Here is a 14,355-nt window from a genome sequence, read left to right as displayed (position 1 = left end):
CGCAAAGAGGACGCGGAGCGTCCCGAACGGCATGCGACGCAGAGCGTCGCACGATAATTGAGTTATCTGCGCAGACCGACGCAGAGCTTCAGTACGATAGTTGGGATTATCGTTCCTCACGCTCCAGCGTGGGAATGCAGGTCATGACGCTCTGCGTCGCAAAGAGGACGCGGAGCGTCCCGAACGGCATGCGACGCAGAGCGTCGCACGATAATTGAGTTATCTGCGCAGACCAACGCAGAGCGTCGCACGATAGGGGGGCGTGAGCTCAGCGCACCTGCCAGCCACCGCCCAGCGCTTTGTACAGCGCGATGCTCGCCTGCACCCGTGCCAGCCGCAACTGCACGCTTACGTCCTGTGCCTGGTACAGCGTGCGTTGGGTTTCCAGTACCGTCAGTAAGTCCTCGGCACCTTCTTCATAGCGGCTCTGGGCGATGTTGAAAGCGGTTTGCGCCTGTTTGAGTTCTTCTTCGTGCCAGTAGCGTTGCTGGTCCAGGCCTTGAATGCTGTTCAGGGCTTTTTCGACGTCGGCGAAGCTGTTGATGATCGCTCCGCGATAGGTTTCCAGCAGCTCTTCCTGACGAGCTGTGGCCCTGTCGCGCTCGGCAGCCAGACGCCCATTATTGAAGATCGGCCCGACCAGACCGGCAGCCAGGCTGCTGAACGGTGCGCGCAACCAGTCTTCGGCGCGGGTGGCTTCGGTGCCGAGCCTGGTGCTCAGGGTCAGCTTTGGCAGCATGGCAGCGCGCGCCACCGTGACATTGGCTTGCGCCGCGGCCAGTTCAGCTTCGGCTTTGGCCAGATCCGGGCGGCGGGTCAGCAGTTCGCTGGGCAGACCGGGGCCGATGTCCGGCCAGTTCAGGGTGGCGAATGCCTGATCACCGAGGTTCAGATTCTGTACCGGCTGGCCGAGCAACGCTGCCAGGCTGATCAACTGCTCGTTGGCCAGTTGCTGAACGCGTGGCAGTTCGCGCTGCTGGGTGGCGACCAGGTTTTTCTGCTGCGCCAGTTCCAGTGCAGTGGCCGAACCCGAGTCGTAACGGGTCTGCACCAGCCTCAAAACGCTTTGCGCGTTGGCCAGGTTCAGCTCGGCAATCCGGCCTTGCTCGCGCGCCGCGAGGGTTTGCGCATAGCGGTCAGCGACGTTGCCGAGCAGGGTGAGTTCTACAGTCGCCTGATCGAATTCGCTGGCCCGCAGGCTTTGTAGCGCACTGTCGCGTCCGGCGGCGATACCGCCCCAGAAATCCACTTCATAGCTGGCGGTCAGGTCGCTGGTGAAGTTGTTGGTGTTGTTGTCGTCGGAAGGGTTGGCCTTGCGGTCGCTGTTGCGCACGAACTTGTTGCGTTCGCCGCGCAAGTCAAAGGCCAGCTCCGGAAGCAAAGGTGCGCCGCCAATGATGGCGGTGGCCTGCGCCTGACGCACACGAGCCATTGCTGCAGCGACTTCGTGGCTGTCGCGACTGGCCTGTTCGATCAGGCGATTCAATTGCGGGCTGCCGAACTGCTGCCACCAGCGGGCGTCGCTGCGCTGGGCAGCAGCGCTCTGGGCAAACGCCCAGCGTGCAGGTGGCTGAATGCCGCTGGCCAGGCGCGGAGCCGGGGCATTGCAGGCGGTCAGTAACAGGCAGACGGTCAAAAGGGAAAGGCTCGGCTTCATTGATTGTTCATTCACTGGTAAGGGCCGCAACCGGGTCGAGCCGGGCAGCTTTGCGGGCAGGCATGAAGCCGAAGATCACGCCGGTGACCAGTGCGCAGGCAAACGCTCCGGCCACTGCCGGCACGGTGAACGCAACCGCCACCTTGCTCAGCAACAAGGCTGCGCCCATGCCCAGCGCCAGCACGACACCGGCCAGCCCGCCGACCACGGAAAGCATCACCGCTTCGGTGAGGAACTGCCGCAGGATGTCGCTCTGCCGAGCGCCGGTGGCCATACGGATGCCGATTTCACGGGTGCGCTCACGCACAGTCATGAGCATGATGTTCATCACGCCGATGCCGCCGACCAGCAACGAGATCGCCGCAATCGAGCCGAGCATCAGCGACAGGGTGTTCTGGGTGCGTGCTTCAGCCTGGATCATCGCGGCGTTGTTGGTCAGCTCGTAATCCTGCTTGCCGTTATGCAGGCGTTGCAGCAGGTTGCGTATTGCTTCTTCGGCGTGTTTGACGTTGTTGGCATCGCGTGTAGCGATGGTGATGTACTCGGGGTCCTGCGAGCCAAACAGACGGATGCTGGCCGCCGAGTAGGGAATGGCGATGCGGTTGTCGCTGTCCAGGTCACCGGAAGTGGCGCCTTTTTCCTCAAGCACGCCGACCACCTGAAACGGCACGTTTTCGATCAGGATGTACTGGCCAATAGGGTCGGTATGCTCGCCGAACAGTTTCTGGCGAACTTTGTAACCAATCACTGCCACGGCGGCAGCACTTTGCTCATCCGCTTCGCTGAAATAACTGCCTTCCACTACCGGCCAGTTGAAGATCGCCGGAAAGTGCGTGTCGTTGCCGCCGACATAACTGGAATGATCGACGTTGCCGTAGCGCACGCCGGCCTGTCCGCCGTTGACCGGCATGATCATTTTTACCTCGGGCAGCTCGCCCAGCGCCGCGACCTCTTCAAGGGTGATGATGCCCTTGGGTGCACGCGGGTTGGGGGCCTTGCCGTTGAGGTAAATGATGTTGGAGCCGAACGAGGACATCTGTGCCATGACCTGGCGCTTGCTGCCTTCACCGACCGCCAGCATGACCACCACGGATGCAACGCCGATGACGATACCCAGCAGCGTCAGCGCGGTACGAAAGCGGTTGATCCACATCACCCGCCACGCGGCCTGAACCGCGTCGAGCAGTTCGCCTTTCCATGCCCCGCGACTGCCGCTGCCGTCGCTCAGACGCTTGCGCAGGTCGACGGCCTGTAGCGCAGCGGGGTTGGCTGAACGTGGCGCAGACAGATCGCATGCGGTATCGCTGACCACCAGGCCGTCGCTGATCTCGATGACCCGTTTGGCGCGGGCTGCGACTTCCCGGTCATGGGTGATCAGGATCACCACATGGCCCTGGCTGGCCAGTTCGTCCAGCAGCGCCATGACCTCGGCACCGCTGTGGCTGTCCAGCGCACCTGTGGGTTCGTCGGCGAGGATGATATGCCCGCCATTCATCAAGGCGCGGGCAATGGACACCCGTTGCTGCTGGCCACCAGACAGCTGGTGTGGCCGGTTGCCGGTGCGCGACCCCAGGCCCAGCCGGTCGAGCAGTGCGGCAGCTCGGGCGTGGCGCTCTGCGGCGGGTGTGCCAGCGTAGATGGCTGGCATTTCAACGTTTTCCTGTGCCGAGCCGGAAGGGATAAGGTGGTAGCCCTGAAACACAAAACCGAATGCCTCGCGGCGCAGCCAGGCGAGTTCGTCGCTGCCCAGCTCTGCAACGTTTTCCCCGGCGAACAGGTATTCACCCGAGGTCGGGCGGTCCAGGCAGCCGAGGATGTTCATCAGTGTCGACTTGCCGGAACCGGAGGCGCCGACAATCGCTACGAATTCCCCGGCATGGATCGATAAATCGATGCCACGCAGAACGTTGACCAGCGGGCTGTCGCCACCGCCGTAGGATTTGCGGATGGCGCGCAGGTCGATCAGCGGCGTTTGCATTCAGCCCCCGCTGCCGACAGAAGCCGGCACCAGCAGGCGATCACCTTCATCCAGGCCGTCGAGCACCTGCACGCGCAGGCGGTCGCTGATGCCGGTGCGTACCTGACGGTTTTGCACTTCGCCATTGGCGGACAGCACCTGCGCGATCTGCACATCGGCCTGCGGGCCGCTTTGCAAGGCTGCGAGCGGGGCGGTCAGGGTGTTCTGCGCGCTGCCGGCGACGAAGAATATCTGTGCGGTCATTTCTGCCATCAGCGCCTGGTCGCTGTTATCCACGTCCAGCAGCACGGTGTACAGCACAACCCGACCGCCGCCGCTCTTGCGCGCACTGCTCGGGCTGCCGCCGCCCTGATTGGCTTGATCCAGCGGCCTGGGCGGCACCGGCAGGATTTGCCGCACGGTGCTGCTCCAGCGCCGGTTGCCGCCGCTGAGGGTGGTGAAATAGGCCGTCATGCCGGGTTTGACATGGCCAATATCAGCTTCCGAGACTTCGGCCCAGACCGTCATGGGCGACAAGCGGGCGATGCGCAGAATCAGCGGTGTCTGCTGTTGCGCGTTCAGGGTCTGACCTTCGCGCGCATCCAGTGCGACCACCGTGCCGCTCATGGGGGCGTAGATGCGCGTGTAGCCCAGCGCCGCCTCGTCACTGCGCAGCGCCGCCTGAGCTTCCAGGATCTGTGCCTTGAACATGTCGACCCGTGCCTGGGTGGCACGAAATTCCGATTCCGCAGCCTGCACGTCTTCGGCACGCGTGGCGCCGCCCGCTGCGAGGCGTTTCTGACGCTGTTGCTTCTGTGCGGCCAGCTCGTGCAGCGCCCGCTGTTCCTGAAGCTGGGCCTTGAGGTTTTCGATGGCGTAACGCGCGGCGTCCAGCCTGGCTTTTTGTGTCGACGGATCGATTTCGACCAGCAAGTCGCCTTCCTTGACCTGATCGCCGACCTGCGCGTGGATTTTCATGATCTGCCCGGTGGCCTGTGAGCCGACGTCCACATAGCTGCGTGGCTGCAAGGTACCCAGTGCGGTCACGCTGTTTTCGATGTTGCTGCGGGTCACCGTCACGGTCGCAGCATGACCTGTGCTGTCGGGCATGATCTGCCAGGCACACACGGCGATGACCGGGAACAGGCACAGCGCCACGAGAAGGGCGCGTCGAGGAGGGCGAGAGCGTTTCATGCAGGTTCCTGGGGTGGGAAAAATCAACCGATCGACGGACGCCGGCTGCAGAGCGGGCCTTTATATAGAGCTGCCCTTTAAACGAGGGATGAGGACGGGAATTTAGCGTCGGCTGCGGGTTGCATTGCGCGAGTAAATTTTGCGTCTGCGCTTCGTTTAAGGGGAGCGGCTAATTCGGGTCGTCTTGTCGAGTTGGAGTCAGCGTGATTATTTCCAGACCCCTGTGCGGTTTTGTGTTTGCAGGTCTTTCTTTCGCGGTGATATTGCCTGCCCAGGCCCTGGTTGCCGCTGATCATCAGGCTGCCCGTGCCGAAATTCGGCGTACTGGTTTTGGCGTGCCACATATCGTCGCCGCCAATGAGCGCGGTCTGGGTTACGGCATCGGTTATGCGTATGCGCAGGACAACCTGTGCCTGCTGGCCAACGAAATCGTCACCGTAAACGGCGAGCGCTCACGCTATTTCGGGCCGGACAAGGCGACCCTTGAGCAACGCAGCAACATGGCCAGCGACCTGCTGTTCAAGTGGCTCAACACGCCTGAGGCACTGGCTGATTTCTGGAAAGCCCAGCCGCCCGAGATTCGCCAGTTGATGCAGGGCTATGTCGCCGGCTACAACCGCTCGCTGGGTGAGCAGAAGGCCAAGGGTCTGCCGCAGCCTTGCGCAGCCGATTGGGTTCGACCGATCAGTACCGATGATTTGCTGCGCCTGACTCGCCGCTTGCTGGTCGAGGGCGGCGTAGGGCAGTTCACTGAGGCACTGGCGGGTGCCAAACCGCCTTCTGCGCAAAAGCCATTGCAGGTTGATAGTCAGCAGGTTCAGGCGCTGCAATTGGCCGCTGTGCGCAGCCAGCGCTTTGCCCTGGAGCGTGGCAGCAATGCCGTTGCAGTAGGGCACGAGCTGTCCGCCAATGGGCGCGGCATGCTGTTGGCCAACCCGCACTTTCCATGGGGCGGCGGCATGCGCTTCTATCAAATGCACCTGACCATTCCTGGCAAGCTCGACGTGATGGGCGCCGCATTGCCGGGCCTGCCGCTGATCAATATCGGTTTCAACCGGCATCTGGCCTGGAGCCATACCGTCGACACGTCGAAACACTTCACCTTGCATCGCTTGCAGCTCGACCCGAAAGACTCGACCCGTTACCTGCTGGATGGAAAATCCATCGCTATGGGCCAGCAGCAAGTCAGCGTCGAGATGAAGCAGCCGGACGGTAGCCTCAAGGCTGTGCCGCGCATTATTTATTCGTCGACGTTCGGCCCGATCGTGCAGTGGCCGGGCAAGCTGGACTGGGATGACAAGTTCGCCTTCAGCCTGCGTGACGCCAACCTGGAAAATGACCGGGTGCTGCAACAGTGGTATTCGATGGACAAGGCTGACAGCCTTGAGGCGTTTCAGGATTCGGTGCACAAGATTCAGGGCATCCCTTGGGTCAATACCCTGGCGGTTGATGCCAAGGGGCAGGCGCTGTACATGAACCTCTCGGTAGTACCGAACGTTGACGCCGCCAAGCTCGCCAAGTGCAGTGACCCGCGCATCGGCACCGAGCTGATCGTGCTCGACGGCTCGCGCAGTGAATGTAACTGGGATATATCCGTGGAGGCGGCTCAGGCCGGTATTTATCCGTCCTCACGCCAGCCGCAACTGTTGCGTAGCGACTTTGTGCAGCATTCCAATGACTCGGCATGGATGGTCAATCCGGCGGCGCCGCTGACGGGCTTTTCGCCGCTGATCAGCCAGGACGGCCAGCCACTCGGTCAGCGTGCGCGCTTTGCGCTGGATCGACTGGGCGGCCTGCAACAGGCTGGCAAGGTCAGCGCCGAGAACCTGCAAGCGATGGTCATGGACAACGAGGTGTATCAGGCCGGGCAAGTGCTGCCGGATCTGTTGAAGTTCTGTGCTTCGGAGCTGGGCGATGATGCTGCGCGTCTGGCGCCGTTGTGCGCCGCCTTGAAAGCCTGGGACGGACGCGCTGATCTGAACAGTGGCATCGGTTTCGTGTACTTCCAGCGGATCGTGACGTCCATGCAAGGCGTTGCCTCGCGCTGGCGCGTGGTGTTCGACCCGCAGAACCCGACCCACACGCCAAGTGGGCTGGCCATTGAAAACCCTCAGGTTGCCAGCGCACTGCGCGCCGCCATGCTTGCGGCGGTTGATGAGGTGGCCAAGGCCGGTCTTTCGCCCGAGAGTAAATGGGGCGACATTCAGGTCTCCAGCCTCAGCGGCAAACCCATTCCGATTCATGGTGGCCCGGCCGGGCTCGGCGTCTACAACGCCATGCAGACCATCGCTGGCAAGGACGGCAAGCGTGAAGTGGTCAGCGGCACCAGCTATCTGCAGGTGGTGACGTTTGATGAGCAGGGGCCCAAAGCGCAAGGCCTGCTGGCGTTCTCTGAATCGAGCAACCCGCAGTCGGCCCACTCAAGGGACCAGACCGAGGCGTTTTCGAAAAAACAGTGGAGTGAGTTGCCGTTCACCGAACAGCAAATCAAGGCTGATCCAGCGTATCAGGTGCAGGTGATCAGCGAGGAGGGCAGCCGCTGAACATGGCAGGAGAAGCGTTTGGGCCGGGCGGCCCAAATGCGCTTGCCTGTCGGGATTAGCCGCCGGGCGTATCGATATCGGCGTCAACACCTTGGGTAGGCTGATGATTGCGCAGATCCTCGGTTTTTTCCTCAGGCTCATGATCAGGCACGTAAGCGCTGTCGCCGGATGACTGGCTTTGGCTTTGGCTTTGGCCTTGAGACTGAGACTGAGACTGGCTGGGAGCAGGGCTTTTGCCCTGATTCTGGCCTCCACCTTTTTCCGTCTCTGGTTCTACGTCCGCAACCTGTGGCTCGATGGCCGGGTCGTTGCGGTCTGCGCCCTGGTCAGCGGGCGTATGCTGGCCCGGTGGCTGTTCTTTCTGACGTTGCGGTTCGATGGACATGAGTACCTCGATATCTGTTTCAGAAAATGGTCTGACAGGGTTTCGAAAGGTAGCCATATGGATCGTTCGATTCAGTTGCCGAACGGTGCTGAAGGAGGGTGATGCAGGATTGGGTGTTGTGTGAGGCTACGGGAGGTGCGATGTTCGCGAAGGGGGCCGTACAGTTGCATGAGATGCATGGAACGGAATATAGCCTTCGCGAACAGGTTCGCTACAGAAAATATAGGCAGCGCGGTTAGAGCACTTTTTTGATTGCGTCGCACACGGCATCAATATTCTTCTGGTTCAGCGCCGCCACGCAGATACGCCCGGTATCCAGCGCGTAGATGCCGAATTCGCTGCGCAGGCGTTGTGCCTGTGCGGCGGTCAGGCCGGAATAGGAGAACATGCCGCACTGACGGCCGACAAAGCTGAAGTCCTGACCAGCCGGGTTATCCGCCAGGCGCTCGACCATGGCTTTGCGCATGCCTTGGATACGCACGCGCATCTCGCCGAGCTCTTCTTCCCACAGGGCGCGCAGTGCCGGGTCATTGAGGACCGCAGCGGAAATGATTGCGCCGTGGGTCGGCGGGTTGGAGTAGTTGGTTCGGATCACGCGCTTGACCTGCGACAGAACGCGGGCAGTTTCTTCTTTCGATTCGGTAATGATCGACAGCGCGCCCACACGTTCGCCATACAGCGATAGCGACTTGGAAAACGAGCTGGAGGCGAAGAAGGTCAGGCCCGACTCGGCGAACAGGCGCACAGCCAGTGCATCTTCCTGAATGCCTTGACCGAAGCCCTGGTACGCCATGTCCAGAAACGGTACATGGCCCTTGGCCTTGACCACTTCCAGCACTTTTTTCCAGTCATCCAGGCTCAGATCGACGCCAGTCGGGTTGTGGCAGCAGGCGTGCAGCACAACCACAGAGTTGTCTGGCAGGTTCTGCAGGTCTTCAAGCATGCCGGCGCGGTTCACGTCGTGGGTGGCTGCGTCGTAATAACGGTAGTTCTGCACCGGGAAACCTGCGGTTTCGAACAGCGCGCGGTGGTTTTCCCAGCTTGGGTCGCTGATCGCTACCACTGCGTTGGGCAGCAGTTGCTTGAGGAAGTCGGCACCAATCTTCAAGGCACCTGTGCCGCCGACCGATTGAGTGGTCAGTACACGGCCTGAGGCGATCAGCGGTGAATCGGCCCCCAGCAGCAGTTTTTGCACGGCCTGGTCATAAGCGGCAATGCCGTCGATCGGCAGGTAACCGCGCGGCGCGTGCTGGGCGACACGGATCTTTTCAGCTTCAGCCACGGCACGCAGCAGAGGAATGCGCCCGTCTTCATCACAGTAGACGCCTACGCCAAGGTTGACCTTGGTGGTGCGGGTGTCAGCGTTGAAGGCTTCGTTGATACCCAGGATCGGATCGCGGGGTGCCATTTCGACAGCGGAAAACAGGCTCATTGTGCGGCGGCTCTTGATGAAGAGTGGGTAGGGATGCACGCTGCGGCTGAATGCGCCAAAGCGGTGCACAAACAGCGCTTAGTATAGAGAGCATCCCCTTGTCGGGCGACAGGCCGGACGGCTTTTTTCGAGGTTTATATGCATATTTTCAGAACGTTCGTCCCGTTCGAACCTCAATGCTTTAAGTGCGTGACTTGAAAGGCCAGCATATGGCTCCATCTAGTAAGCATCATTTCAAGACATCGCACGCCTTTTCCCGGCGGGACCGGGCGTTGGCGATGATTTCGTCATGGCCTGTCAGTCCATTCAGGTGAGGCGAGCCCTTTGCGCGATCCCGTCGCGTACGAATCACGTCGCGTATGAACCAAGAGGTAGGATATGTCCGAGTTTCAGCTCGTTACCCGTTTTGAGCCAGCCGGCGATCAGCCCGAGGCCATTCGCCAACTGGTCGAAGGGATCGACGCAGGGCTCGCGCACCAGACCTTGCTGGGGGTGACCGGCTCGGGCAAGACGTTCAGCATCGCCAACGTGATCTCTCAGGTGAAGCGCCCGACGCTGGTCCTGGCGCCGAACAAGACCCTGGCCGCGCAGTTGTATGGCGAGTTCAAGGCGTTCTTCCCGAACAACGCCGTGGAATACTTCGTTTCCTATTACGACTACTACCAGCCTGAGGCCTATGTACCGTCGTCGGACACCTTCATCGAGAAGGATGCGTCGATCAACGACCATATCGAGCAGATGCGCCTGTCTGCAACCAAGGCGCTGCTGGAGCGCAAGGACGCGATCATCGTCACCACGGTATCGTGCATCTACGGCCTGGGCAGTCCGGAAACCTATCTGCGCATGGTCATGCACATCGATCGCGGCGACAAACTTGATCAGCGCGCCCTGTTGCGGCGACTGGCCGACCTGCAGTACACCCGTAACGACATGGACTTCGCCCGTGCGACGTTCAGGGTGCGTGGCGATGTCATCGATATCTACCCGGCCGAATCCGATCTGGAAGCGATCCGCGTCGAGCTGTTCGATGATGAGGTCGAGAGCCTGTCGGCGTTCGATCCGCTGACCGGTGAGGTGATCCGCAAGCTGCCGCGCTTCACGTTCTACCCCAAGAGCCATTACGTTACCCCGCGCGAGACGCTGGTTGAGGCAATGGAAGGGATCAAGGTCGAGCTGCAGGAGCGTCTTGAATACCTGCGCACTCAGAACAAGCTCGTGGAAGCCCAGCGTCTGGAGCAACGGACCCGCTTCGATTTGGAGATGATGCTGGAGCTGGGCTACTGCAACGGTATCGAAAACTACTCTCGCTACCTGTCGGGCCGTCCGTCCGGTGCGCCGCCGCCAACCCTGTTCGATTACCTGCCCCCCGATGCCTTGCTGGTGATCGACGAGTCCCACGTCAGCGTGCCGCAGGTCGGCGCTATGTATAAAGGTGACCGCTCACGCAAGGAAACCCTGGTTGAGTACGGGTTTCGTTTGCCATCGGCGCTGGATAACCGGCCCATGCGCTTTGACGAGTGGGAAGCGATCAGCCCGCAGACCATTTTTGTCTCGGCGACGCCGGGCAACTATGAAGCGGAGCACGCGGGACGTGTCGTCGAGCAGGTAGTACGCCCGACTGGTCTGGTGGACCCACAGATCGAGATTCGCCCTGCGCTGACCCAGGTCGACGACCTGTTGTCGGAAATCCACAAACGTACGGCGCTGGAAGAGCGGGTACTGGTCACCACGCTGACCAAGCGCATGTCAGAGGATTTGACCGATTACCTCAGCGACCACGGGGTGCGAGTGCGTTACCTGCACTCGGACATCGATACAGTTGAACGTGTCGAGATCATCCGCGACCTGCGTCTGGGTACCTTCGATGTGTTGGTGGGGATCAACCTGCTGCGCGAGGGCCTGGACATGCCGGAAGTGTCGCTGGTGGCGATTCTCGATGCCGACAAGGAAGGTTTCCTGCGTTCCGACCGTTCGCTGATTCAGACCATCGGTCGGGCTGCGCGTAACCTCAATGGCCGGGCGATCCTGTACGCCGACCGCATCACCGGTTCCATGGAGCGCGCCATTGGCGAAACCGAACGGCGCCGCGATAAACAGCTCGCCTTTAACCTTGAGCACGGCATTACCCCAAAAGGCGTGTTCAAGGACGTTGCCGACATCATGGAAGGTGCCACGGTGCCAGGCTCGCGCAGCAAGAAGCGCAAGGGCATGGCCAAGGCCGCCGAAGAAAACGCTCGCTACGAAAACGAACTGCGCTCGCCGAGCGAGATCAACAAGCGCATTCGCCAGCTGGAAGAAAAAATGTACCAGTTGGCCCGCGACCTGGAATTCGAAGCTGCGGCGCAGATGCGCGACGAGATTGGCAAGTTGCGGGAGCGGTTGCTGGCGGTTTGAAGCATTGGGCACGTCACCTCTTATGCCGATGGGCCACGTCTGCATGCAGTTCGTGACGCTCTGCGCCACGAGTCTTTAGTGCCGCACAATGTCATGCTGCGCCTGCATGATGCCGCCATACGCGCTTTTCGATCACGGTGGCACTGACGACGCAGAGTGCGACCTTAGTGACGGCTGAGTCCTGGCGCTGATCCGGGGGTAGCCTGGCAGGACGCCAGGCTAGCCGCACCGGACCATGGATGGTCCGTTGCGGCGACCCCCGGATCAGTGCCAGGGCGAAGGAACCCGACGAAGTCGGGCCGGAAACAGGAGCGAAGGACTTTGCTCACTTTGGTCCCTCAAAGTGAGTCGCCGAGGGGCGAAAAAGTGACCTGAGTCGAACCCTAATCTACCTGAAACCACAGAACCGCCGTGTGACGCAGAGCGTCACGAACTGCATTCCCACGCGGAGCGTGAGGAACGAGCGGCGTCTGGGATAACAAAGGTGACCTGAGCCGAACCCCGACCCGACTGACATCGCAGAACCGCCGTGTGACGCGGAGCGTCACGAACTGCATTCCCACGCGGAGCGTGCGGAACGATAGGTGTTCCGGCGATTACCTTTCACGCTGGAGCCGCATGCCCCCAGCCTGTTAACATTCCGCGCTTGATCGACCTATTTCGGAATTTTCCATGACCACCGTTCGTACCCGCATCGCGCCATCGCCCACGGGCGACCCTCACGTCGGCACGGCCTACATTGCGCTGTTCAACTACTGCTTTGCCAAACAGCATGGCGGCGAGTTCATTCTGCGCATTGAAGACACCGATCAACTGCGCTCGACCCGCGAGTCCGAACAGCAGATCTTCGACGCACTGCGCTGGCTGGGTATCGAGTGGAGCGAAGGGCCGGATGTCGGTGGTCCACACGGCCCGTATCGTCAAAGCGAGCGGGGCGATATCTACCAGAAATACGCGCAGCAACTGGTCGAGCTGGGTCACGCTTTCCCGTGCTTCTGCACCGCCGAAGAACTGGACGAAATGCGCGCCGAGCAACAGGCCAAGGGCGAAACCCCGCGCTATGACGGTCGCGCCTTGCTGCTCTCCAAGGAAGAAGTGCAGCGCCGCCTGGACGCTGGCGAGCCCCACGTGATTCGCATGAAAGTGCCGACCGAAGGCGTCTGCGTCGTGCCGGACATGCTGCGCGGCGAAGTCGAAATCCCGTGGGACCGCATGGACATGCAGGTCCTTATGAAGACCGACGGCCTGCCGACCTATTTCCTCGCCAACGTCGTCGATGACCACCTGATGGGCATCACCCACGTACTGCGCGGCGAAGAATGGCTGCCATCGGCACCCAAACTGATCCTGCTGTACGAGTACTTCGGCTGGGACAAGCCACAGCTGTGCTACATGCCGCTGCTGCGTAACCCCGACAAGAGCAAGCTGTCCAAGCGCAAGAACCCGACCTCGGTGACCTTCTACGAGCGCATGGGCTTCATGCCTGAAGCCATGCTCAACTACCTGGGCCGCATGGGCTGGTCGATGCCTGACGAGCGCGAGAAGTTCTCGTTGCAGGAAATGGTCGACAACTTCGACCTGTCGCGTGTTTCGCTGGGCGGGCCGATCTTCGATATCGAAAAACTGTCCTGGCTCAATGGTCAGTGGTTGCGTGATCTGCCGGTCGAGGAGTTTGCCAGCCGGTTGAAAACGTGGGCACTGAACCCCGACTACATGATGAAGATCGCACCGCACGTGCAGGGCAGGGTAGAGACCTTCAGTCAGGTCGCTCCGCTGGCCGGGTTCTTCTTCGCCGGTGGCGTTACGCCCGATGTGAAGCTGTTCGAGCACAAGAAGTTGTCCCCGGAGCAGGTCCGTCAGGTGATGCAGTTGATTCTGTGGAAGCTGGAGTCGCTGCGCCAGTGGGAGAAAGACCGGATCATGGGCTGCATCCAGGCCGTCGTCGAGCACCTCGAGCTTAAGCTGCGTGACGCCATGCCCTTGATGTTTGCGGCGATTACCGGCCAGGCCAATTCGGTCTCGGTGACCGATGCGATGGAAATCCTCGGTCCGGACCTGACCCGCTTCCGCCTGCGTCAGGCTCTGGATTTGCTGGGTGGCGTTTCGAAAAAAGAAAACAAGGAATGGGAAAAGCTGCTGGGCTCCATCGCCTGAGGCGTTCCCTGTTCCTGTCAGACGCCCCCGGTTTTCCGGGGGTTTAAAGGTAAGTGGTTGTATTACCGACAAAAAAGTTTGGAAAATGTAAAAAATAAATTTGACAGCCCTGTCACTCACGCTTAATATGCGCCCCGTCCACTGATGTGGGGCTTTAGCTCAGCTGGGAGAGCGCCTGCATGGCATGCAGGAGGTCAGCGGTTCGATCCCGCTAAGCTCCACCAAATTTAGCGTTTCAGAGCGCTGCTACACTGCTCTGGGACGATGTGAAACAAACGGATCCAGCGACCGTTTGTTTTGTAAGAAGGTTTTGTCCCCTTCGTCTAGTGGCCTAGGACACCGCCCTTTCACGGCGGTAACAGGGGTTCGAGTCCCCTAGGGGACGCCAGTTTCACCGAGTGATACTTCAACGTTGATCTCCGCCGCGAGGCGATAAATCCGGGGCTTTAGCTCAGCTGGGAGAGCGCCTGCATGGCATGCAGGAGGTCAGCGGTTCGATCCCGCTAAGCTCCACCAAATTTGCCAGGGTTCATCGTTCGATGAGTCTGACTGAAGGTTTTGCGTCCCCTTCGTCTAGTGGCCTAGGACACCGCCCTTTCACGGCGGTAACAGGGGTTCGAGTCCCCTAGGGGACGCCAC

At 60.8% G+C, this 14,355-nt stretch carries 8 protein-coding genes and 4 tRNA genes; 7 read left to right on the top strand and 5 right to left on the bottom strand.

Features of this window, described 5'->3' with window-relative positions; all coding sequences use genetic code 11:
• Positions 1 to 268 precede the first annotated feature (268 nt).
• The 3 genes from RYC17_RS26605 to RYC17_RS26595 are packed head-to-tail and all read right to left on the bottom strand — an operon-like array spanning position 269 to position 4,808.
• Entirely contained in the window at positions 269 to 1,657 is a 1,389-nt protein-coding gene (locus RYC17_RS26605; RefSeq protein ID WP_122281912.1) for an efflux transporter outer membrane subunit, read from the bottom strand.
• A gap of 7 nt (positions 1,658 to 1,664) precedes the next feature.
• Positions 1,665 to 3,635, bottom strand: a complete 1,971-nt coding sequence (locus tag RYC17_RS26600) for a MacB family efflux pump subunit (protein ID WP_005779970.1) — start codon at positions 3,633 to 3,635, stop codon at positions 1,665 to 1,667.
• The gene (locus RYC17_RS26595; protein WP_316904775.1) at positions 3,636 to 4,808 is read right to left on the bottom strand and encodes an efflux RND transporter periplasmic adaptor subunit; all 1,173 of its coding nucleotides are present in this window, start codon (positions 4,806 to 4,808) and stop codon (positions 3,636 to 3,638) included.
• 203 nt (positions 4,809 to 5,011) lie between these two features.
• Between RYC17_RS26595 and RYC17_RS26590 the strand changes: the two genes are divergently transcribed.
• A complete protein-coding gene (locus RYC17_RS26590; protein ID WP_316904774.1) occupies positions 5,012 to 7,351 on the top strand; it encodes an acylase in 2,340 nt (779 codons plus the stop codon).
• Between the two features lie 55 nt (positions 7,352 to 7,406).
• Here RYC17_RS26590 and RYC17_RS26585 read toward each other — a convergent pair whose 3' ends face one another.
• Positions 7,407 to 7,736: a hypothetical protein gene (locus RYC17_RS26585; protein ID WP_316904773.1), complete on the bottom strand. Its 330-nt coding sequence runs from the start codon at positions 7,734 to 7,736 to the stop codon at positions 7,407 to 7,409.
• Between the two features lie 235 nt (positions 7,737 to 7,971).
• Complete coding sequence (locus RYC17_RS26580; protein WP_058402428.1) at positions 7,972 to 9,168, bottom strand: amino acid aminotransferase; 1,197 nt, start codon at positions 9,166 to 9,168, stop codon at positions 7,972 to 7,974.
• A 378-nt stretch (positions 9,169 to 9,546) separates the two neighbouring features.
• Between RYC17_RS26580 and uvrB the strand changes: the two genes are divergently transcribed.
• The 6 genes from uvrB (at position 9,547) to RYC17_RS26550 (ending at position 14,354) form a co-directional block, all read left to right on the top strand.
• Positions 9,547 to 11,562: an excinuclease ABC subunit UvrB gene (gene uvrB / locus RYC17_RS26575; protein WP_058402429.1), complete on the top strand. Its 2,016-nt coding sequence runs from the start codon at positions 9,547 to 9,549 to the stop codon at positions 11,560 to 11,562.
• 672 nt (positions 11,563 to 12,234) lie between these two features.
• A complete protein-coding gene (gltX, locus tag RYC17_RS26570; RefSeq protein ID WP_005734390.1) occupies positions 12,235 to 13,716 on the top strand; it encodes a glutamate--tRNA ligase in 1,482 nt (493 codons plus the stop codon).
• Between the two features lie 148 nt (positions 13,717 to 13,864).
• Positions 13,865 to 13,940, top strand: a tRNA-Ala gene (locus RYC17_RS26565).
• A gap of 88 nt (positions 13,941 to 14,028) precedes the next feature.
• Positions 14,029 to 14,104 (top strand) — tRNA-Glu (locus RYC17_RS26560).
• Positions 14,105 to 14,156: 52 nt separating this feature from the next.
• A tRNA-Ala gene (locus RYC17_RS26555) sits at positions 14,157 to 14,232 on the top strand.
• A gap of 46 nt (positions 14,233 to 14,278) precedes the next feature.
• A tRNA-Glu gene (locus RYC17_RS26550) sits at positions 14,279 to 14,354 on the top strand.
• The last annotated feature ends 1 nt before the right edge of the window (position 14,355 follow it).

This window comes from Pseudomonas syringae group sp. J248-6 (assembly GCF_032586995.1).
In the GTDB taxonomy this organism is placed as follows: Bacteria; Pseudomonadota; Gammaproteobacteria; order Pseudomonadales; family Pseudomonadaceae; genus Aquipseudomonas; species Aquipseudomonas amygdali.
Note: the sequence above shows the minus strand (reverse complement) of the source record. Positions and strands in the feature narration are given on the sequence as shown.